General features: G+C 43.8%; 19 protein-coding genes and 1 pseudogene. 7 read left to right on the top strand and 13 right to left on the bottom strand.

From position 1 onward, the window contains the following. Positions 1–7: 7 nt before the first annotated feature. Positions 8–1,078 (bottom strand): PrsW family intramembrane metalloprotease, encoded by a 1,071-nt coding sequence (locus KTE19_RS01965; RefSeq protein WP_217162432.1) that lies wholly within the window; start codon positions 1,076–1,078, stop codon positions 8–10. A gap of 151 nt (positions 1,079–1,229) precedes the next feature. Between KTE19_RS01965 and KTE19_RS01960 the strand changes: the two genes are divergently transcribed. Next, positions 1,230–2,186: a nucleoside hydrolase gene (locus KTE19_RS01960; protein ID WP_217162434.1), complete on the top strand. Its 957-nt coding sequence runs from the start codon at positions 1,230–1,232 to the stop codon at positions 2,184–2,186. Positions 2,187–2,286: 100 nt separating this feature from the next. Here KTE19_RS01960 and KTE19_RS01955 read toward each other — a convergent pair. The 5 genes and pseudogenes from KTE19_RS01955 to spx all read right to left on the bottom strand — a co-directional run bounded on the left by KTE19_RS01955 (position 2,287) and on the right by spx (position 6,639). Further along, a pseudogene (locus KTE19_RS01955) lies at positions 2,287–2,868 on the bottom strand (TMEM175 family protein). Between the two features lie 468 nt (positions 2,869–3,336). Beyond that, positions 3,337–4,167 carry a hypothetical protein gene (locus KTE19_RS01950; protein ID WP_217162436.1) on the bottom strand — a complete coding sequence of 277 codons (831 nt, stop codon included), beginning with the start codon at positions 4,165–4,167 and terminating at the stop codon, positions 3,337–3,339. Positions 4,168–4,209: 42 nt separating this feature from the next. Further along, positions 4,210–5,049, bottom strand: a complete 840-nt coding sequence (locus KTE19_RS01945) for a hypothetical protein (protein ID WP_217162437.1) — start codon at positions 5,047–5,049, stop codon at positions 4,210–4,212. A gap of 114 nt (positions 5,050–5,163) precedes the next feature. Beyond that, on the bottom strand, positions 5,164–5,958 hold the full coding sequence (locus KTE19_RS01940; RefSeq protein ID WP_217162489.1) for a Cof-type HAD-IIB family hydrolase: 795 nt from the start codon (positions 5,956–5,958) through the stop codon (positions 5,164–5,166). Positions 5,959–6,243: 285 nt separating this feature from the next. Further along, entirely contained in the window at positions 6,244–6,639 is a 396-nt protein-coding gene (spx, locus tag KTE19_RS01935; protein WP_054747297.1) for a transcriptional regulator Spx, read from the bottom strand. A gap of 196 nt (positions 6,640–6,835) precedes the next feature. Between spx and KTE19_RS01930 the strand changes: the two genes are divergently transcribed. Further along, positions 6,836–8,680, top strand: coding sequence for a cation:proton antiporter (locus tag KTE19_RS01930; RefSeq protein ID WP_249778556.1), 1,845 nt, complete (start codon positions 6,836–6,838; stop codon positions 8,678–8,680). 435 nt (positions 8,681–9,115) lie between these two features. Next, positions 9,116–10,669, top strand: coding sequence for a bifunctional metallophosphatase/5'-nucleotidase (locus KTE19_RS01925; RefSeq protein WP_217341488.1), 1,554 nt, complete (start codon positions 9,116–9,118; stop codon positions 10,667–10,669). Between the two features lie 171 nt (positions 10,670–10,840). Here the strand turns inward: KTE19_RS01925 and KTE19_RS01920 are convergent, their stop codons facing one another. The 5 genes from KTE19_RS01920 to KTE19_RS01900 form a co-directional block, all read right to left on the bottom strand. Continuing rightward, positions 10,841–12,766 (bottom strand): copper-translocating P-type ATPase, encoded by a 1,926-nt coding sequence (locus tag KTE19_RS01920; RefSeq protein ID WP_217341487.1) that lies wholly within the window; start codon positions 12,764–12,766, stop codon positions 10,841–10,843. After that, entirely contained in the window at positions 12,766–13,038 is a 273-nt protein-coding gene (locus KTE19_RS01915) for a cupredoxin domain-containing protein (RefSeq protein ID WP_217341486.1), read from the bottom strand. The genes KTE19_RS01920 and KTE19_RS01915 overlap by 1 nt, the downstream gene beginning before the upstream one ends. A 15-nt stretch (positions 13,039–13,053) precedes the next feature. Beyond that, positions 13,054–13,392 (bottom strand): cupredoxin domain-containing protein, encoded by a 339-nt coding sequence (locus KTE19_RS01910; RefSeq protein ID WP_217162491.1) that lies wholly within the window; start codon positions 13,390–13,392, stop codon positions 13,054–13,056. A 199-nt stretch (positions 13,393–13,591) separates the two neighbouring features. Further along, complete coding sequence (gene rny, locus KTE19_RS01905; protein ID WP_217162447.1) at positions 13,592–15,190, bottom strand: ribonuclease Y; 1,599 nt, start codon at positions 15,188–15,190, stop codon at positions 13,592–13,594. A gap of 96 nt (positions 15,191–15,286) precedes the next feature. Continuing rightward, positions 15,287–16,231 (bottom strand): alpha/beta hydrolase, encoded by a 945-nt coding sequence (locus KTE19_RS01900; protein WP_217341485.1) that lies wholly within the window; start codon positions 16,229–16,231, stop codon positions 15,287–15,289. Between the two features lie 123 nt (positions 16,232–16,354). Between KTE19_RS01900 and KTE19_RS01895 the strand changes: the two genes are divergently transcribed. Both KTE19_RS01895 and KTE19_RS01890 read left to right on the top strand, forming a co-directional pair. Then, a complete protein-coding gene (locus KTE19_RS01895) occupies positions 16,355–16,774 on the top strand; it encodes a helix-turn-helix domain-containing protein (protein WP_217162493.1) in 420 nt (139 codons plus the stop codon). 275 nt (positions 16,775–17,049) lie between these two features. Further along, positions 17,050–17,904: an SAM-dependent methyltransferase gene (locus KTE19_RS01890; RefSeq protein ID WP_217341484.1), complete on the top strand. Its 855-nt coding sequence runs from the start codon at positions 17,050–17,052 to the stop codon at positions 17,902–17,904. On the opposite strand, the gene KTE19_RS01885 is transcribed toward KTE19_RS01890, so the two are convergent. Continuing rightward, the gene (locus KTE19_RS01885; protein ID WP_217162453.1) at positions 17,876–18,454 is read right to left on the bottom strand and encodes a methylated-DNA--[protein]-cysteine S-methyltransferase; all 579 of its coding nucleotides are present in this window, start codon (positions 18,452–18,454) and stop codon (positions 17,876–17,878) included. The genes KTE19_RS01890 and KTE19_RS01885 overlap by 29 nt on opposite strands. 105 nt (positions 18,455–18,559) lie before the next feature. Between KTE19_RS01885 and KTE19_RS01880 the strand changes: the two genes are divergently transcribed. Together KTE19_RS01880 and KTE19_RS01875 are read left to right on the top strand one after the other, a co-directional pair. Beyond that, complete coding sequence (locus tag KTE19_RS01880; protein ID WP_217341483.1) at positions 18,560–19,999, top strand: DUF2252 domain-containing protein; 1,440 nt, start codon at positions 18,560–18,562, stop codon at positions 19,997–19,999. Next, positions 19,992–20,330, top strand: coding sequence for a DsrE family protein (locus KTE19_RS01875; protein WP_217162458.1), 339 nt, complete (start codon positions 19,992–19,994; stop codon positions 20,328–20,330). The genes KTE19_RS01880 and KTE19_RS01875 overlap by 8 nt, the downstream gene beginning before the upstream one ends. On the opposite strand, the gene KTE19_RS01870 is transcribed toward KTE19_RS01875, so the two are convergent. After that, complete coding sequence (locus KTE19_RS01870) at positions 20,327–20,983, bottom strand: HAD hydrolase-like protein (RefSeq protein ID WP_217162460.1); 657 nt, start codon at positions 20,981–20,983, stop codon at positions 20,327–20,329. The two genes, KTE19_RS01875 and KTE19_RS01870, sit on opposite strands and share 4 nt — an antisense overlap. Between the last annotated feature and the right edge of the window lie 337 nt (positions 20,984–21,320).

Genomic DNA, 21,320 nt, shown 5'->3' with positions numbered 1-21,320 from the left:
AATCCTCCTAGCGCTTTTTTACAAGCTGTTTCTTCTTTGTCCGATGAATCACGATTTGTTGACCTTGCAGGGTTTTGACCTCTCGCAGGCCAGCATCGATCATCACAAAAATTAAAAACCAACCAATAATAACATCAATCAATTCCTGCAACAATGAAATATCAATTCCAGTGTTTGGAATATCCCAATCCCAGAATGTATGAAGGCAAATTGCGATTATGAAGAAGATAAGAAATCTGGGTTTGGTGAAAAAATCTGTCATCGTAAATTGATGCTTTCGTTGTTTCCCCAGAATAATTGCGCCACCAATGATCGCTGCCCAAATTGTGTGCGTCCCAATTGCTTGGAAACTGCGGGTAAAAATCGTTGCCAGCCCATATTCACTGACGTAACCGGAACTTTCAAACACTGAGAAGCCAGCACCGATTGCTGCCCCAATCAAAACACCATTAAAAATATAGTTTAATTTGTACATACTGATAAAAATAATGATTACAATACATTTTGCCAGTTCCTCAGTAATTCCCACAATCAACGCAGATTCGATGCTGACCTCAGTTCGAATCGGCAATAGCATATAGAAGGTCATCGTCACCAGTAGTGAGAGGATGCCACCCACCAAAAAGGTTGTGAACAACTCCAATACCGAAATATTTTGATAGACATTAATTTCAAAAAACATCATCATCAATGAAAACGGGACGGCCAACGACCCAATAAAAATGAGTCCGGGGATTGCCTTATTACTCTTAAATAAAAATAATAGCAGAATCAACATGACAAAGCTCGCTGCCAAAACCGCGAATACCCGTGAAAAGAACCACGGCTTCACCGGTCGGCTGGAAACTTTTCGAAGACTGGGCGTTGTTTTACGGGTCCCCACAATAAATAGTCGGTCGGCTTCATCCTTTGAATGGCGCTTAAAAACGTCTGAAAACATCCGTGACAGATGAATCTCAACCGGGCTGTTGGCGTCAGTCTCGCCCAAATGTTTGGCAATGTTATCATCCAAATTGTCATAGTTCCGCCGAACACCTGTCCAAACCAGCGAAAAAAAGTTACTCCCAATTTTTTTCATAATTCACTCCTATTTATTGATACCATTAAGCGTAACTTACAAATTAATTGGTTTCAAGACTCCGCCGGCAATTGAGTTATGCATGGATTTCGAGTATGATGGGGTAAAGGGTTTTCATCCTTGATCATACACGAACGGAGGTAGTTTCTTAATGGCCCAGAAAAAAATGATTCTTGACCTTGATACTGGTATCGATGACGCAATGGCGATTGCCTATGCAGTCGCTGATCCAGACGTTGACTTGATTGGTATTATTGGTTCTTATGGTAATGTTTACGTTGAAGACGGTGTTCAAAATTCACTCAAGATTTTGGAACTGCTCGGTGCTACAGACGTACCGGTTTACCAAGGCTTGTCACACTCATCAGAATCAGATCACTTCGACAGAATGCCGGTCAGTGCTCAAATTCATGGTGAAAATGGAATCGGTGAAGTTCAATTGCCAGATCCAACTCGCCAGCCAGAAAAGGGCGATGCAATTGATTTCTTCATCAATGCCGTTAAGCAATATGGTAAAGACCTCATCTTAGTGCCAACTGGTCCATTAACAAACTTGGACGCTGCGATTAAGAAGGCTCCGGAAATTGCCAATGAGATCGGTAACGTCACCATCATGGGCGGTGCTGTGACCGTTCCAGGAAATGTTACCAACGTTGCCGAGGCCAATATCCAACAGGATGCTTCAGCCGCCAACAATGTTTTCCGCAAGGTTCCCCTCACCCAGGTTGGTTTGGATGTTACCTTGAGAACCTTGTTAACTAAAAAGGAAACGCAACAATGGCGCGATTTACACACCAAATCAGGTGAAGCGTTTGCCGATATTGTTGATTACTATATCAAAGCTTATGAAGTTACCAGCCCAGACCTCCATGGTTGTGCCCTGCATGATCCATTTGCGGTAGGAGTTGCGATCAACCCCGACTTTGTTCAGACAATCGGATTGAATATGTATGTCACGACTGACGAAAAGTATTATGGGCGAACAATAGGTGACCCTGCTCGTTTGGATGATCCGAATACAAATGTTAAAGTCGCTGTGAATGCGGATGTTGATGCTTATCTAAAAGCTTTCATGGATCACTTAACGAACTTATTTAAGCAAAACTAGCGGTCAAGCATAACGCTCAACCAAAAAGAATCCCAGCGAAAAAATTCGCGAGGATCCTTTTTATTTAAGTTCATTTTTCACAACCCTTCATTACGGATCGCTACTTTTTTGTCAGCCGGACGTATGCAATCGCATGCCAGATAATACCGGCCAAGAGAAAAATACCGCCAACTACGACTGAAAAGAACGAAGTCACAATTGAAATCAGATAGATAACGACACTGATAATCGGATCGCTTTTGATGAAATACATTCCCTCATTTGCTGATCTTTGACGATTCGTCAATTCAGGATGACGGTAGCTGTACCGATACATTAATTCAAAGGTGAAGCTAATGAACAGCGCGCACCCATCATAAATAATAATTGCTGTTCGCAAATCTATCAGATTCATCGCCGACAAGGCTGCAGAAATCAAACTGGTGGCATAATTAATGAGCGTAATGCTAAATAATACCAATAAATTGATAATATTCAATTCAGGGGTAATCCAATCAATTGTGCTAAAAAAGTCGTGATGAAACAACCACAACGTACCGATATATGAAAACGACACAACGTATGCCAACATGATTGGTCACTGCCGACCAACCGCTGCTAACAAATGGCCAGCCTGATAATCCGGCAGCTTAAAATCCAGCACTAATATTGTAATTAAAATGGCAAACAGCCCATCACTCATTGCCCGGATTCGATCCGCTTTAAACATCTCTCTGCCCTCCTTGAGTTAAGACCGCCAGTTAGACACGATGCCAAATTGATTGATCTGCAATGATGAAGGCCCTATTGCCTAAGAAGCCAAGGCAAACTAGCCGACAGTCACTCGTTATCCTGCGTTTAGCAAGTATGGGAGTTGGGAGTTCCAAAAGAAGTACCCTCATTTAAACGAATGCCAACCTTGCGCATAAGCACCTTTGGCAAAAATCCAAACCTAGGATTTAATCGACCGTTACCTAGCGCAAATGTGCTACATCAGGCAGCAACCTGCATGTAAGCACCACCAGCACAAATTCCAAAACCGGGAATTGGTCCGCCATTACCTAGCGCAAATGTGCTACGTCAGGCAGGAACTGGCACACAAGCACCTTTGACAAAAATCCAAACCCAGGATTTCCACCAAAGGAGACTTGTGCTCCAGTTCCTAACCGCTTTACTCCGCACTCTTCCTCGCAATAATTACCGTTCCATTTGCAATGCCTTCAAACACACTAATACCAACGACCCAGTCACCGGATTTATAATCGTTTAAATCGATATTGTTAACTTTGAGGGCTTCTTTTAACTTAGCAGCTCTTGGTGCGACCGGCTGACCAAATGTCAATGCCCAGTACCAATTCAACTGCTGTTCATAGTTGGCTTGATCTAGATCGTAGTTATTGGGAAAGTTCTTGATTGTTGCAAAATCCTTCTTAGGTAGATTGAGCGTTCCCAAAGATGTGATATCAGAATAACCCGGAATAGTCTTTGGAAAATCCCCATATTGTCCATTAGCGTACCGTGAAAGTTGATAATCCAATGGTATATTTGGTAATTGTTTCATAATTGCCCGAGTAAGTTTGGCTGAAGGAGACGTTTTGACATACTGCTTGAATTCATCTGATGTTTTAAAAGCTCTAGCACCCCATGACTTCAAGTGTCGGAGATAGCCACTCCAAACTAATCCTTTAACCGTGGAATTGTAATTGGTGATGCGATAATACACAGATTTACCCTTTTTAATCCCGTGGGTGACGTACCAAGTCGTATTTTTATAATTCTTTAGATTATGAATGCGTTTCGTATGGTTATAGTTCCACATGTAAGCATTCTTGTTGGGATTCTTCACCGCATATAAAAACTCATTGGCATCCGGATACTTTCCAATCGTCGTAAACCACTTTTGTGTGCCGCTCATCCATGATGCCCGCGCAGGTGAATTTGCCGCTGTATATAAAAATCCAACTGTGACCGCAATCATTACCATTCCCCAAAACTTTTTCATACAACCACCCTTTTTTAACAATCCTTTAATTTGAAGCCAAAATTAATCCGTTTTCTTAGCAAGAATCAACGTCATTGGCCACTGACCATCATTCATATTAACGCCAATTCGCCAGTTACCATTAGTGGCATCAAATTGTGATAAATCAATCTGGTGATCATTAAGCACTTCAATCATCTTCTCGGCCCGTGAATTAACGGGTTGCCCGTACGTTAATGCCCAATAGGTTCCCATTTGAGCATCCCCGGGAGAATTCAAATCCGTTTGAAAGTTTTTGATTGAAGCAAAGTCGGCTTTTGGCAGCGTCAACGTACTAATTGGCGTAATGTCAGTGAAATTAGTAATTTGCTTTGGAAATTGGGCAAATCGATAGGCCGCATACTTCGATAATTCAAAACTAACCGGAATGTTCGGTAGCTGTCGTAGCACTGCCCGAGTGAGCTTTTGAGATGGTTCAGTTTGAAGATAATTATTAAACTGGTCGGCCGTCTTAAAGTCCTTGGCCGTCTTAGTTGCATACGGCTTGACATAGCCGCTCCAAACCAATCCTTTGACAGTTGAATTAGGATTAGAAATTCGATAATAGACGTGCTTGTTCTTAGAAATCCCACGAACTGCATACCAAGTTGTATTCGGATAGTTCTTTAAGTTGTGAATCCGCTTGGTGTGGCTGTAGTTCCAGACATAACCATTTTTACCCGCCTTCACACTATCCGCGGTCGAAAATAGTCGGGCCCAATCTGGATCACCATTTGGCTCAAATAAAGTCCACAATGTTTTAGTTCCAGTCGACCATGAAGCTTGAGCCGTGGTACTTTGCCCTGTAAATGCTAAGATACTGGCGGCCGCAGTCGCCGTTAAAATTGCAATTAATTTTTTCATTGATTAATTCCCCCTCGTGACCAGCTCCAAGCGGTTAGAAGTCCGCTTGGAGAAGTTGTCCTAATTCAATTGTACTTATTAAAGCCGGAAACAACTAGTTTAAACGCCGCCATTTTAATTAAAATATTTTTCAACGTATTGCGCGACGCCGTCGTCATCATTGTCACCAGTCACAACGTCACCAGCTTGTTTAACCTGGTCTTGGCCATTTTGCATGACGACGCCGATGTTGGCATGAGAAATCATCCCCAAGTCGTTTTCTGCGTCCCCGAAGGCCATCAAATTCGTAAAGTCCATGTCAAAATGATCCAACAATGCCTTTAAGCCAACGACTTTATCCATCTCTGGTGCCAGAAACTCCATAATTTGGGGTTGCGAGCGGACAATGTGGTACTGGCTGCGCAATTGATCATCGATGTTTGCCTGATAGCGATCCAACCATTTCGGCTCATCACAGACGATCGCTTTAGAATACAAATCAGCCGTCGATAACTTGTCAAAGGAGCTAGGAACAAAATCAATGCCGCCCTTAAATTGTTGCTTGTACATAGAAGGCTTCAAATCGGTCAACTGATAAACCTGCTCGAAGTCCAAAATATCGAGTGGCGCATGCTGTGCTTGCACAAAATCGTGCAGTGGCCGCAAGGATTGCTTTTTCATCCCACTTTTTGCCAATTCCGCTTTGTCGTTATTGTGAACAACTAACGCCCCATTAAAGGTGATCGTGTAGTCCCCAGTCTCAGTTAAACCGAGTTGTTCAATAAATCGCCAGATTGCGTTAATTGGCCGGCCGGTACAAAGAACCACTTTGATGCCCGCATCATGAATCTTCTTTAAAGCCAGTTCATTCGTTTTAGAAATTGTTTTATCGCTGGTCAGCAACGTGCCGTCCAGATCGAGCGCTACCATTTTAATCAATCGAATTCTCTCCCTTTCATTAACGAAATTAATTTTACGCAAGTTATTGATAGAATACAACCGCTATTAGTCGGCACTTTAAAAGGATTGAATATTGATTGGTTTCCCTTTGAAATTGTTACGGATAAATGTTATTATCGCTAAAATTATCCGTAAGGGCATCCACTCAATCATCTGAACGGGTTCAGCCATTTTCACAAGCAAAAAAAGAGGTTCGAGCAACTTTTTGCTCGAACCAGATTATTTATACGTATAACTGTTTAGTAATTAAATTAACTAACTGATTTGTGATTCCAACTTACGAAGTTCTGCTTCTCGAACACTTCGTGGCAAGAATCGTCTGATTTCTTCCTCATTAAAACCAACTTCCAGACGATGATCGTCAAAAATAATTGGTCGCTTGATGAGGTCTGGATACTTAACCACTAAATCAACCAGTTGAGAAACGGTCAAATTATCGATATCCAGGTTCAACTTCTTGTAAATGTTAGATCTAGTAGAGATAATGTCTTCGCTGCCATTCTCGGTTAAACGCAAGATTTGCTTGACCTCATCGGCGTTCAGAGGGTTAGAATTAATATTTCTTTCCTTAAAGTCAATGTTATGGCTCTTCAACCATGCCCGAGCCTTCCGACTTGAAGCGCTACTTTGTGCAACATATAAATTGAGCATTACAAATCCCCCCGTTCTATACAGAAACCTTGAAACTGAAACAACATCCTTCAATGACTATATTAACATATCGACACCTTTTGTCAACACCGTTACTTACTTTTCGTTAGTATTTTGTGAAATTTTTTTGCCACTTTTTTATCCCATTACATTATAATATGTTTATCATCATAAATTTCTATATTGAGGTGTTAATTTGGAAGCCTTTTATTCGGTTGCGCTGCTAATTGTAGCCGCCATTATTTCAAATATGATTTACCCGATTTTTCCCAAAATCCCACTCACTTTTTATCAAATTGGCTGTGGGTTAATTCTGTCATTGCTCCCTATCTTTCACGATTTCTCCCTTTTCCCAGAGATCTTCGTGCTGGGTATCATTGCGCCACTGATGTTTAATGATGGGCAAAATACCGATTCCAATCAGTTTCGGCAATCCATTGGTCATATTTTTTCAATGGCCGTGTATTTGGCAGTGATCACCGCGGTTGTCATCGGTGGGGCCGCCCATTTCTTGATGCCAACGATTCCATTGGCCCTGTGTTTTGCACTGGCTGCGATTGTCACCCCAACTGATTCTGTTGCCCTTAAGTCCATTACCCAAAACGTTGAGGTGCCAAGTAACGTCCACGGTATTCTGGAAAGCGAATCCCTGTTTAACGATGCGTCTGGAATCGTGATTTTCAATTTGGCCGTCGCAGCTTTTCTAACCGGTGATTTTTCATTCACTGAGGGCCTCACGAAATTTGTGATCAGCTTTTTTGGCGGCATTCTGGTCGGACTATTTGCTGGCCTACTTTTCGTCAAATTACGAACGTTTCTGGTGAATCAATCCATGGACACCACCAGCGTGATTGTGCCTTTCAGCTTAATGACGCCGTTTGCCATTTATTTGATCTCTGAAATCCTCGGCTGTTCCGGTATTTTAGCGGTGGTTTCCGCTGGGATCATGCATGGTATCAACCAAAGCCAATTAAAGCTGACTTCCACCAACGTTCGCTTGGTTACCAATGCCACCTGGCAAATTGCTGCTAACCTGTTAAATGGTATCGTCTTCGTTTTGCTGGGGGTCACTTTACCAACTGTTATTGCCCAAATCATGCCCTATTCTGACATTCTCATCTTAGAACTTGGCTTATTTGGTGCTGGGATTTATCTGTTAATGGTCGTCATTCGGTTTCTATGGGTCAAATTCAATCTGGTTCAAACCCACCATCACCAAGACGCCACTTTAAAAGAAGCCTTATTAACAGCAATCGGCGGCGTCCATGGCACGATAACCTTGTCAATGGCGTTATCCCTGCCATTGACAGCGTTTGGTAAGTCCTTTCCTTATCGAAGTCAGTTGATCTTCGTGGCCACAATTGTGATTTTACTCAGCCTGTTGGTTCCAACAATTATCTTGCCGGCTTTGCTGCCTCAAAAGAACGATCAAGATCAGGGAACTTTCAAAAAATATCAAGGTGAAATGGTGGCTTATGCGATCTCCAAAGTCAAATCAGATGGCACTATCTCACTGGTGGACCGCAATTACATCATCGATATGCTCAACAGTCAAAAGAACAACCGGGCAACCAACCGGACCGAAATTCGTAATATCATGACCCATGCCAGAGAAATTGAAGCCCAAGTCGTTGTCGATGCATTGAATGAAGGCAAGATCTCCCAACAGTTTGCAAATATTTTTTCGAGAAGAATGGTTGCTGCATCCGGCCGGAGTTCCGGCTTTTGGACAAGGATCAAATATCTGATCCGCTTACAAACTCACCGGTTCAAGAAGCGAAAAGTTTCCAAAAAAGAAGTCAAACGCCGAGTCCAACAATATAACGCCCGAAGTCAGGGAAACCGCGGATCAGAAAAGTTTAACCGGCTGGTCGAAAAAGGTAAACAAATCCGTCAGATGAGCTTGCTGATCGAAGAAATGGCGTTCGAAAGGGTGAATGATTATCTGGATAGCATTGAAACGGCTCATAACACCGCTTCAGTCAATTTTGTCAGGAACGGGTATAATTTTCCGTCACCTACGCTTCGACAACTCAGATGAAGCCAATGGCCGGCGAGAAAGCCTGCTAATTCAGGCCTTCCAATATGAGTACACATATGTGGCCGATGCCTTCAGAACGGAGAAGATTTCGCGAAATATTTCAGACCAGTTGAATCAAAGCATTTCGACGGATCAGATGGTCTTCATGCAGGACAATGGGCAAAGCTAAGTAGTTAGAACCCAACATATAAGTCTCAGCAGCCAAAAAACATGCTACTCCGATTATTAACCGCTTAGCTTCACACTCTGATTAAACATGTTCAGCCAAGCAGGAACTTACATATAAGCACTTACTGGCAAAACTCCAAGCCCAGGAGTTTTCCCAGTAAGCGACTTATATTCCAGTTCCTAACCGCTTAGCTTCACACTCTGACGTTTACATCCCCACCCCAATTGACTATACTTGACACTATAATTGTTTTGGTAGGTGAAAAAATGAAAATAACACTACTGGCGACCAGTGATACTCATGGGTTTATCGAGCCAACCAATTACGTTGATTCAGGCTCGGATAAGCCATTTGGATTACAACGAGATTGCACGGCCATCAACACATATATTCAACAACATCCCGATGAAAAAATCATCTTAATCGACAATGGCGACTTCCTTGAGGGGTCGCCTATGGCATATTATGTCGCCAAGAAGGCTGACCAACAGGATCAAGAATCGTTCATTTCGGCATACAACCAAGTCGGTTATCAAATTGGCACGATCGGCAATCACGAATTCGATTACGGGCTAAATTACCTGAACTTCATGATGCAGCACTCAAATCGGCATTTTGTGTGTGCCAACATCGTGGATAATCATAATGAACCCTTATTGGCAGATCCGTATACAATTATCGATGTTGCCAATGTGAAGGTCGGCTTTTTGGGATTAACGACCACCAGTACAAAAAAATGGAAAAACGTGAACGACCTCAACGACTTCAACTTAATTTCAGAGCTTGACGCGTGCAAACGGTACGTGCCAGAACTCAGAAAGAAAGCAGATATCGTAGTTGTCGTCTATCACGGCGGCTTTGAACGCGACCATACCGGCAATTGGAACGATATTAACCCAGGTGAAAACCGCGGTTATGATATTCTCCAACACATTGACGGCATTGACGCCTTCGTTTCCGGCCATCAACACCGAAAAATAGCGAGTCGGCTATTTAACGTGCCAATCATCCAACCAGGATCCCGCGGTGAGTTTCTTGGCAAAATCTCCTTCAATGTCTCCAATAAGGATCATCAAATCACCCGAACCAACTCCGAACTGATTAGTGTCAGTGACAGCGATCCTGACGAAAAAATCGGTGAAACCATTTCTGCGTTATCCGAGCATCTCCAACACTGGCTTGATGAACCATTATCTAAGATCAAGGGGAGTCTCACATTCGACGACCCATTCAAGGCCCGCATCAATGAAACAGCATTTATTGAATTTATTCAAAAAATCCAAATGGATAAAATGGGGACCGACATCTCCGCAACTGCTCTTTATAATAACGAAGCACATGGCTTTGAAGATCCAATCACAATGCGTAATATCATCACCAACTACGTCTATCCGAACACGCTCGTCAAATCACGGATCACCGGTGCGGATTTACGGGCGGCTCTAGAAGTCAGTGCAAAATACTTTGATGTCAAGCACGGCCAAGTGGTGGTCAACGAACAGTTCATGTTTCCAAAGGAGCGTTTCTATAACTACGACATGTATGAAGGCATCGACTACACCTTAAATATTTCCAGACCAGTCGGCAATCGCGTGACGGAATTAAAATATCATGGCGAAGATGTCAGCGATGATCAAATATTCTATATTGCCTTAAACCGGTATCGGGCAAGTGGTGGCGGCCATTATCCGATGTTTACCCGAGACAAAATTGTTGCTGGCAGCTATACAACAATTAGTCAAGTGATTCTGGAATACCTCCAAAAGCATCCGGTGGTTGAAGCAACCAATAATCATAATTTTAAAATTATTCCCAAGTAATTTGGGCATTCATTTTCAAACAATCAGAATAGATATGAATTCAGGAAGATTGAGCCGAACGGTATCTTGATTCCGGAATTTAAAACCGTGCATTCCAAACAATCAGAATGCACGACTTTTTTTACTTAATTTTTGAGATCAAATTGCTGTTCGGCTTAATCTTGCGCCATACTAAGAAGCCGCTGGAACCTCAGCAATCTTTGTCCGATTTAACAAAACTGAACTGGTGACCACTGACAACGAGCTAAGTGCCATTGCCAGGCCTGCTAATTCAGGGCTCAGTGTCATCCCAATGAAGTAGAACACCCCGGCCGCAACCGGAATACCCAACACATTGTAGACGAACGCCCAAAACAGATTGAGTTTGATCCGATTAAACGTCTTCTCACTCAACTCCAAGGCTTTGTATACGTCTCGCAGATCGTTCTTAACGAGGACGATCCCACCGGATTCAATCGCAATATCGGTTCCGGATCCCATGGCAATCCCAACATCGGCGGTACTTAAGGCGGGGGCATCATTAATCCCATCCCCAACGAAAGCCACTTTGCCAAACTGCTGGAAATTCTTAACTTGGTTGGCTTTATCTGCCGGCAACACGTTTGCAACCACTTCATCAATGCCGACTTGATCCGCGATAGCTTTAGAAACCGCCAAGTTATCCCCAGTTAACATCACTGTTTTGAGTCCTTGAGACTTAAGAGCGACAATGGCTTCCTTAGAGGTTGCCTTGGGCGCGTCTTGAATCGCAATCAACCCAACAATTTGAGTGCCTTGGCCAACAAAGACGACCGTTTTGGCTTGCTGCTGCAAGGTGGTCATTTTTGATTTAAGAGCATCACTGACTGTCACATCAGCCAGTAATTTATCGTTGCCAACAAACGCGCTTTCACCATCAATATTGGCTCGCACGCCCTTACCCTCAATTGCCTGAAAATGCTGGGCGGGACTCATCGGAACGCCTGACTGGTTGGCTTTCTTGATAATTGCCGTTGCCAAGGGATGCTCTGATGATTGCTCTAGGCTGGCTGCGAGCTGCAACACTTTATTGGCATCCCCAATCACATCCGTGACTTGCGGCTTGCCAACCGTAATCGTTCCAGTTTTATCGAAGACAACCGTTTTAACATCATTGACGGCTTCAAGGACCTCGCCGTTTTTAATGAGGATTCCCATTCGAGCACTGCGGCCGGTTCCAACCATCAGTGCCGTTGGCGTTGCAAGTCCCAGCGCACATGGGCAGGCAATCACAACGACTGATACGGCAAAAATCAATGAATTGGCAACGCTGGCCCCGATGAGGACGTACCATACCAAAAATGTGAGAATCGCAATCATCAGCACAAGCGGGACAAAGATTTCCGACACTTTATCGGTTAACCCTTGAATGGGCGCATGACTGTTTTGGGCTTTTTTCACTAACTCAACAATCTGAGCCAACATGGTATTTTGTCCCACTTTGCCCGCTCTAAAGGTAAAGGTTCCGGTTCCATTAACAGTTGCCCCAACGACTGAATCACCAACTTTTTTCTCAACCGGCATACTTTCACCGGTAATCATCGATTCATCAATTGTTGACGAGCCGCTCACAATTTGACCATCAACAGCGATCTTTTCGCCGGGTCGGACTTTGATGACGTCACCAACGACAATTTCAGACAATGGTAGCTTAATCACCCTGCCGTCACGCACAACCTCGGCATCTTTAGCCTGAAGGTTGACTAACTTTTCAACGGCGTTTGAGGCATTGTTACGCATTCGTTCTTCAAAAACCTGACCGAGTAACACAAAGGTGGTCACAAAGGCCGCACTTTCAAAGAAAACCGGCTGGTTGGTCGCCATCGCGTAAATACTATATACGTAAGTAGTTGTTGTTCCAACAGCAACCAAGGTATCCATGTTCGAATGATGTTTTTTAAACGATGCCCAAGCACTTTGGAGAAACGGCCCGGCGGCAACCATCATGACAACCGTTGTCAACGCCAGCATCGTCCATTCGCCCCCTGGCATCATCCATCCAAACGGTTTGAGGATCATTTCCACCAGCATTGGCAGCGAAAATACGAGTGAAATCCAAAAACGTTTCGTAATGGTCATTAACCCACCTCAACTTTCCCACTGAACATATCCATTCCACAACTGAAGCTGAATTCACCAGTCTTATCCGTTGGCACTTGGACGGTTTTGGTTACATTAATTGGCAGTTCTTCCGAAAAATTGAGTGCCTCGGAATGAACCACATCCAAACATCCCTGGTCACTTGTTCGAGCAAAGTTAATCTCTGCTGGCACCCCCTGCTTAAATTTAATCACACAGGGCTCGTAGCCACCGGCAACTGTCACGTTTATTGTTTGTTTATTCTCATTCATCATTGATTCCTCCATTTATTTAATGACTAATTTACCGTGGAACATATCCATCCCACACGCCCACTGAAATTCACCAGCGTTACTCGTATCAACGTTAATTGCCTGCTGCTGATTTTGCGGCAGGGCTTGGTTAATCCCAAAGTCCGAGAAAACAACCCGATCCAAACAGGATGATGAATCTTTCCGGGTAAAGTTCAAGGTTGCGGGAATGCCCTTTTTTAAAACCACAACTTCCGGTGAATAGCCGCCCTTCACTTCTACATCAACAATCTGGCAGTCATCGTTCACTTTCGCATCTACTTTGGCAACGTCGTGCTTCCCAAAGAACCACCAACCAATAAACGCAATCATCATAAGTCCAAGCACTAATACAATTATCTTCAAGTTCCCATCTCCGTTTCTGTTTTAAATTTACATGTGTAAACTTTAATTGTATCTATCATATTCTTGAAAGTTACACTTGTCAACTCAAGTTTAAAAAATAGCCAAAAAAATGAGGTCACTATTTCCATCATTTGGAAATACAACCTCATTTTTTGGATTAGGCCAGTGATTACGCGCCCCGACCTGCTTTTTTTAATTTCTTCTTTTTTTCAGCCCCGACATACGCAATTGCTTTAAAATCACGAATAGAGGTGACTTTGATTTTGCCTGGATAGGTTAACTCATCCTCAATCTGATCCTTGACTTGCTTAGCCAGCTTCTGATTTTGCTGATCATCCAACTGCTTTGGATCAACCACAATCCGAATTTCCCGGCCAGCTTGAATGGCATAGCTTTCCTTAACGCCCTTCTTTTCGCTGGCAATGCGTTCCAAGTTCTTCAGACGGTTCACATACTCTTCAACAGATTCACTCCGAGCACCCGGACGGCCACCAGAAATTGAGTCCCCGGCAGCAACCAAGTGAGCGATTGGCGTTGTCACATCGACATCCCCATGGTGAGAAGCAATGGAATTAACAACTTGTGGATCCTCATTGTAAGCTTCAGCAATCTTAACCCCAAGTTCAACGTGGGTGCCATCAACTTCACGATCAATGGCCTTCCCAATATCATGGAGTAAGCCGGCGCGCTTGGCGATCTTGACGTCAAGCCCGAGCTCGGCAGCCAGCAAGCCAGAAATATCGGCAACTTCCACGGAATGATTCAGAACGTTTTGACCATAACTGGTTCGATATTTCAAACGACCAACAATCTTGAGCAGATCTGGATGCATCCAACCAATGTGAAGCGAGCCAACCACTTTTTCACCGGTTCGCCGCAATTCATTACTCAAATCCTGTTGAGCAATATCAACTTGATGTTCAATCGATTGCGGATTAATTTGCTCAGTCACCAGCAGATTTGAAATGGTCGTCTTCGCAACTTCTCGCCGCAACGGATCTTGCGTAACGACATGCAATAAGCATGGATCATCTGGATCAAACACCAGATCTACACCAGTCAGGGTCTCAATATAGCGAATGTTCTGAGACTCACGGCCAACCAATTTTTGCTTCGTATTCACATCTGAAATTTGAACGGAATGTTCAATATGTTCCCGTGGAATATCCAATGGGGCCCGTTGAATGGCGTCAACGGCCATGATTTTGGCCATCCTTGGCGCATTCACCTGAGCTTCATCATCTTGATATTTCAGTTCAACGTCTTTTTCACGGTCCAATGCAATTTTAAGTTGGTCCAAAACTTGTTGTTTAGCCTGGTCAATTGAAAGGTTGCCCCGTTCTTGCAAAGTGGCAATCCGCTGTTTAGCTAAGCCAGCCGCTTGTTGATCCAACTTTTCAATGGCTGTTTTTAGATCATTCAAATCTGTTTGGCGCTCAGCCAGCTTTTTGTGGAGCTCATCCAAGCGCTCCGAGGTCTGAGTTAACCCGTTTTGGCGTTGATCAATCCGGCTTTGACGGGTCACATTGTCCGTTTGATAACTATCAAGTTCTTCTTCAATAGAATCCTTGTATTCTTGCGTTTGTTGTTCGCCATCAGCAATGATTTGTTCGGATTTTTCTTTTGCTTCTAAATTTGCTTTTTTAATTAATTGTTCAGCAGTTGCCTTGGCATTATTAATTTCTGTTTGATGTCGGCGTTTCTGTGCCTGAACTCCGGCGATGGCCCCCGCAATGCAGGCAATCACCCCAAGTATGACGTAAATCAAGTGCAGACCTCCTTTCGAAAAACAGTTCTAGCATTATTTTAACATATTCAAACCGTTGACGCGGCAAAAAACGGTGACTGTTTCACCCTACCTCAGCTACTTGACATATTTTGCCAAAAACTGTTTCACCGTGTCCCGATACAATGTCGGATGTTTCTGGTAAGAATCAGCATGGCTGGCCCCAGGCACAATCAGCAGTTGCTTTGGACCTTTATCAGCCCGATACAGTGGATACACCATCTTAGTGGGGACAAAGTGATCCTTGGCGCCATGAATAAATAACATTGGCCGCTGATTTTTCTTAACCTGATTCAACGCACTAGCCTGTTTAAAGGAATACCCGTTCTTCGCGTGGTTAATTAAACTGACGATCCCGACCAGCGGAAATTTTGGTAGGTGATACAGTTCCTTGGCTTGATAAGCAACCTCATCATAAACATCGGTATAACCGCAATCTTCAACAAAGGCTTTTACTTGTTTGGGGAGGCCATTAACCCCACTCACCATCATGGTTGCGGCCCCACCCATACTGGTGCCGAACATGACAATTTGCGAATTTGGCCCATTTGTGGCAATGACCTTCTGGATCCATTTAACATAGTCCAAACGATCCGGCCAACCGTATCCGATGTAATTTCCTTGGCTATCGCCGTGACCCCGGGCATCTGGTAACAGGACATTATACCCAAGCCGATGGAACATGCAGGCATAAGCAAACATCTTGTCCTTATTCCCCATGAACCCATGCGCAATCAATACGGTCTTCTGGGTTGGCTTGGCAGCTGAAATATAATTGGCATCCAAAATCAAATGACGCGTAGCCGACACCTCGTACCAGCGCTTTTTGGTGACATGCTGGTACCACTCGTGGGCTGGGTATTGGGGATTGTTGCGAGTAATCCGATGCGACTTGCTTAAAAACGACTTGGGAGCCGGCACAACGGCTACTTGATAGAAATAGAGGCCGGCGCCAAATAAGCCAAGCGTTACCAGCGCCACAACGGAGCTACAAGCAATAATGATTTTCGTTCGTTTTTTCATGAATTCACCCACCTGTCTAAGTTCACTGTCCACCATATTAACATATTTAACAAATGAAGCCCGTGCATTTTGTCAACCACGAAAATGAAGTATAATGAAATTAACGAACAGGACGGTGATTACATGTTTCCAGAACGATTACGCGCATTAAGGAAAGGTCAACACCTTACTTTGGCAGATTTGGCAGAGGATTTAAATGAGGAGTTCCATCAAACGAAAGAAACCCACGACCTGAACACCCCATCCCAGATTGGTAACTGGGAGCGAGGGGTCAGAACGCCTTCTTATGTAGAAGTTCAAAAATTAGCCAAGTTTTTCGACGTCACGATGGATTACCTGACCGGCTTGGCCGAAAACAATACGTATGATCTGGCAAAATTATTTATATCAGATAAAAGTTTGTTATTTAATGGCGAGCAGCTTAATTCAAAAGACCGCTACGAAATCTACCAACTGATTTCCGGCTATGTCCATGGAATGAACAGCCGCGCAGAAAAGCCCGGGTCACAATTGCATCAAGAGGAATTGGATCTGGGGCAATAACCGATTGAAGTCGGTTTGGCTAACTGGTGAAGGACCCGTGTAATCTGGATGGTTAATCAGCCATCACTCACCCATTTCTCCAAGCATCACCAACAATCCCCAGCAGCTCACTAGCACAAAAACCACAATCACAACGCAACTCCAAATCATGTGTAATTTATTTTTCTGAACAATCGCCACGACTAACCAGGCAATTAGCACCAACAAAATCAACAACAATATTCCGGTAACCATCATAACCACGCTTTCCAACAAATCGTCATTTAGGAGTTCTCATGCTAACCAATAAACAAAAAAAGAAACTACTCAAACACAAATCCGGCCATAAGACATCCCCCGAGAACAGCTATATCACGCAAATGCTGAACTATCGAGAGATGTTTTCAGATTATCCACAAATCAAATTTCTGATTAATAACATCATCGAAAGCGATCACTTGATTAAGTCCGGACTATTGCCCCAAGACTTACCAGAGCTCTTACTCCCAGATGATAGTCAGGACCAAATTTTTCAGCACATCAACCAAACCTTTGCCAAGGATGATCCGGCAGGTGACCACCTCTGGAATCAGCTGACCGATGCCTTACCAAAACTAGACAAATTGCTACGCTCTTATCGAGATTACTTGGAAGCACAATATGGGATATGGGCGTATATTTCTGCCCCATTTATCAAAGATCTGGCGAAGTATATTGGTCAGGACACTGCATTAGAAATCATGGCCGGCAATGGCTACATTTCAAAAGGATTAAAAGACTTAGGGGCCAATATTTATCCAACCGATAGCCTTGAGTGGGTTAATGAAAATCAAACTGGCAAGCATCAAGTTATTCCGGTAGAAAAATTAGATGCACTAGCCGCCATCAACCAATACCAAGACCGAGTTAAGTATGTCATCATGAGCTGGTCTCCAGATAAAAGCCCGATTGACGTCGACGTCTTAAACGCCATCAGGAATTCAAAAAATAACCAACTCGAATTAATTGTAATCGGCGAAAAAAATGGTGCCACAAATTCAAAGCAGTTCTGGTCACAGGCTCATTACATCAAGCCAGAAACCAGTCACCGTTTGAATCAGCACCACCAACCATTTGATTTAATTAAAGACCAGGTCTACCTAGTTGACTAATCTTGGGCAACGGTAATTTCTTAATGAGCGTTCGCTTGGGGGCCGCTTCCTTCTCGAATTGGAGAAGGAATTTTTTGATGTCCTTACCACCCCGATATTCGCCGATGTCACCACTGGTTTTGATGACCCGATGACAAGGCACCACAATTAGCAGTGGGTTTTGGGCCACTGCACTGGCAACTGCCCGAATTGCTTTGGGTTTGCCTACGTTCTCAGCTAACTGCTTATATGTGATCGTCTCACCATAGGGGATCTGCTGAATTTCAGCCCACACTTTTCGCTGTAATGGCGTTCCAAGATTACCAAAGTCCAATGGCAAATCAAAACTAGTCCGTTTTTTATTAAAATAATCCGTTAATTCATCACGATAAACACCGGTGACCGACTCGTCATACATAAATTGATATTGATAACGATTTTCTGGATAGAAATCGAAAATTTCCGACAAGAACCGCCCCGGACTGGAAACGAAGTTCAAGCCCTTATTGGTAACGGTGAAGAAAAACTTACTGTCATCAATTTCGATACTTTCCCAATAAATTTTTTTCATATATAAAATCTCCATTATACTCGTTAATCTCATTGTAGCACGTTTACCTTGACTCTCTCCACACCCATGACCACAATGGAATTAAAACTAAAAGGAGCGCCTATCATGCCAACCAAGCAAGTACTAGGCTTAAAGCAGGCCACTGATAATTTGCGGTACGATTTAAGCAAAATCAGAATCAATAAATCCGTCAGTGAATTGGTCCAAATGGGAAAAGCTGACCGAGATAAGATCCCTTTTGAAAAATTAACTCAATACAAAGCCGTTGATCGAGATATCGTCCAAGGAATCCAACACGTTGAGCGAAAACTGATTCAGGAACTGTTGCCCTTACGGCACAAACGGTTGGCGGCCTCAGCATTTTCATTTTTCCGCGGCACCGACGAGCTAATGGCGTTTGACCTGTCAAAACAGGTCTCGACAAATATTCCGGTTGTGATTTCCGGAGATGCCCATATTGGCAATTTTGGCTTCTACGCTTCGCCTGAACGCAAACTATTATTCGACCTCAACGACTTCGATGAGTCCACAATCGGCTCCTGGGATTGGGACGTCCGCCGTTTGCTTGTCAGCATTCTCCTTGCTGGCGAACAGCTGGGCTTAGACGATGATCAAGCCCAAGAAATTATGAAGTCTGCGGTGGCCACTTACCAACAGATTCTCTGTGAATGTTTTGACGACCATTCCGCAATGGAGCGCTACTACTTTTCTACTGAAGTGGAAACCTTCTTGAAGTCCGAGGTCGATGATCAACCATTGCCAAAGCTGTGGCGGAAAATTTTGACCAGTGCCTCATCCCGAGATTCGGAACGGGTGGTCAAAAAATTCACCACGATTGATAGTCACGGCCACCTTGTCTTTAAGGAGAATGCGCCCAGAACCGTTCACGTTTCCGATAAACGGTTTAAAGAAATCAGCGACCATCTTCAAAAGTACGACCAAACTGTCAGCCCCGATGTCACTGTCCTGCTGTCCCAATTTCATATCAGTGACATCGTCCGTCACAGTGTCGGCGTCGGCAGTTTTGGCACTCGCTGTTACCTTGTTCTACTGACCGCCATCGATGGCAGCCATCTGGTTCTCCAAATTAAGGAAGCATTGCAGACTCGGCGGTTCCAAGGATTTGACGTCACGACCCCTTACAGTCAAAGTGGTCCAGATAATGGTGAACGGATCGTCACTTGTCAACAGGTTCTCCAACGGGCATCCGATCCACTGCTGGGCTTCTACCATAATGCCTCGTCCAACCGCAGCTACTACGTTCGCCAATTTTGGGATATGAAGGAATCAATGGACCTCAATAAAATGGACCAGGATGATTTTGAAACTTACACCAAGATTTGCGCGCTCCTGTTAGCCCGGGGGCATGCGCAAAGCCCAACTGCTGCCATCGTTCGCGGCTATGTCGGCAAGAAGAAAAAGTTGGCCAACAGCCTCGTTGATTGGGCAGTGGCCTACGCCAAACAGGTTCATCGAGATTATGCCCAATTCTTGAAAGCTTTAGACAACCATCAGCTCGCTAAGGAGGCCGACCATAATGCATAAAGTTGTTTTTCATATTGACGATATGGACAAATGGCAGCACACACTGGGCAATATCCGTAATCTTTTGACGTTTGGCAATCAGGCTGACGAAACCTACAAGATTGTCGTCTTAGTAAACGGTGATGCCATTTTGGGCTACTTGGTGGGCAGCTTACAGGATTCAATTGCGCAGCTAACCACTAAATCGGTTGAATTTCATGCCTGCCAAAACGCTATGAATAGTCATACCATAAAAAAAGATCAGCTGCCAGCAGGGGTTCAAGTAGTCCCCGCGGGCGTCGCTGATCTGGTGGAGCTTCAAGAAGCTGGTTATTCGTATATCAAGCCTTAGCCGACTAATCGACTGACCCCAGCTTGAATTTGTTCCGGTTTGTCAACAATCTCTGACGCGTGGGCACCGATGAGTTCTGGGACATCCCCGAACCCATAAGTTACCCCTAATGTTTTCACTTGATTATGATAGCCGCCGAGCATATCGGTATCGCGATCGCCAATCATGACACTTTGTTGTGGATTGGCGTTCGCTTTTTCTAATGCGTATTTTAAGACAGCTGTTTTGGTCACCCGGGTGCGTTCATCTGAAGTAGCTCCAAATTCACCTGCAAAATATTGACCAAGCTCAAAATGTTTGGAGATTTCGTTGATCATCGGCTCCGGCTTAGCAGAAGCAATATGGAGCGTATAGCCCGCATCGTTGAGAGCTGTCAGTTCGGCCAAAATCCCGGGATAAATTGTCAACTGGAAGATACCCTCGCTATGATAGTACTCTTGATAATACTGCAGCGCCCGGGTCACATCCCCAGTTGATAAGTATGGATAATATTTTTTGATGCTCGTGATCAATGCAGGCCCGATGAACTTGCGGTATTGGTCAGCAGAAAGTTCGGGTAAGCCCATTTTGCTGACGGAATACTTGATTGATTTCACAATGCCAATTTCAGAATCCGCAATCGTCCCATCGAAATCAAAAAATAGATCTGTCATGAATATGATTCCCACTTTCTCAAATGATTAATATTCGTTCATTATTACTGGTTTGGGGGAGAAAATCAAGTGAGCGACGCAAAGCGGTTATAAGCTGGAGCCTAAGTTTCCACCACCAGAAATCCTGGGTTTGGACTTTTGGTGGTGGAAACTTAGGTGCAAGCTTATGCTTTGCGGAGCTGTCCTAATCTATATAGAAATAGGACCGCTCCGCAAAGCAATAACTTGCACATAAGCACCCTATTCAAAAATCCAAACCTGAAGTGCCCTACAATTGTTAGACAAGTAAGTCTAATGATTGTGGGGCTTTTCTTGTGACAAAATATAGTAGTCAATT

The organism is Lentilactobacillus dabitei (assembly GCF_019061365.1).
Taxonomy (GTDB): Bacteria; Bacillota; Bacilli; order Lactobacillales; family Lactobacillaceae; genus Lentilactobacillus; species Lentilactobacillus dabitei.
Note: the sequence above shows the minus strand (reverse complement) of the source record. Positions and strands in the feature narration are given on the sequence as shown.

Coding starts and splice junctions, on each gene's coding strand:
- KTE19_RS01870 (WP_217162460.1), bottom strand. CDS start 20,983: ATGACAGATCTATTTTTTGATTTCGATGGGACGATTGCGGATTCTGAA.
- KTE19_RS01875 (WP_217162458.1), top strand. CDS start 19,992: ATGCATAAAGTTGTTTTTCATATTGACGATATGGACAAATGGCAGCAC.
- KTE19_RS01915 (WP_217341486.1), bottom strand. CDS start 13,038: ATGAATGAGAATAAACAAACAATAAACGTGACAGTTGCCGGTGGCTAC.
- KTE19_RS01945 (WP_217162437.1), bottom strand. CDS start 5,049: ATGAAAAAATTAATTGCAATTTTAACGGCGACTGCGGCCGCCAGTATC.
- KTE19_RS01920 (WP_217341487.1), bottom strand. CDS start 12,766: ATGACCATTACGAAACGTTTTTGGATTTCACTCGTATTTTCGCTGCCA.
- KTE19_RS01900 (WP_217341485.1), bottom strand. CDS start 16,231: ATGAAAAAACGAACGAAAATCATTATTGCTTGTAGCTCCGTTGTGGCG.
- KTE19_RS01880 (WP_217341483.1), top strand. CDS start 18,560: ATGCCAACCAAGCAAGTACTAGGCTTAAAGCAGGCCACTGATAATTTG.
- KTE19_RS01885 (WP_217162453.1), bottom strand. CDS start 18,454: ATGAAAAAAATTTATTGGGAAAGTATCGAAATTGATGACAGTAAGTTT.
- KTE19_RS01895 (WP_217162493.1), top strand. CDS start 16,355: ATGTTTCCAGAACGATTACGCGCATTAAGGAAAGGTCAACACCTTACT.
- spx (WP_054747297.1), bottom strand. CDS start 6,639: ATGCTCAATTTATATGTTGCACAAAGTAGCGCTTCAAGTCGGAAGGCT.
- KTE19_RS01950 (WP_217162436.1), bottom strand. CDS start 4,167: ATGAAAAAGTTTTGGGGAATGGTAATGATTGCGGTCACAGTTGGATTT.
- KTE19_RS01890 (WP_217341484.1), top strand. CDS start 17,050: ATGCTAACCAATAAACAAAAAAAGAAACTACTCAAACACAAATCCGGC.
- KTE19_RS01960 (WP_217162434.1), top strand. CDS start 1,230: ATGGCCCAGAAAAAAATGATTCTTGACCTTGATACTGGTATCGATGAC.
- KTE19_RS01925 (WP_217341488.1), top strand. CDS start 9,116: ATGAAAATAACACTACTGGCGACCAGTGATACTCATGGGTTTATCGAG.
- KTE19_RS01965 (WP_217162432.1), bottom strand. CDS start 1,078: ATGAAAAAAATTGGGAGTAACTTTTTTTCGCTGGTTTGGACAGGTGTT.
- KTE19_RS01940 (WP_217162489.1), bottom strand. CDS start 5,958: ATGGTAGCGCTCGATCTGGACGGCACGTTGCTGACCAGCGATAAAACA.
- KTE19_RS01910 (WP_217162491.1), bottom strand. CDS start 13,392: ATGATGATTGCGTTTATTGGTTGGTGGTTCTTTGGGAAGCACGACGTT.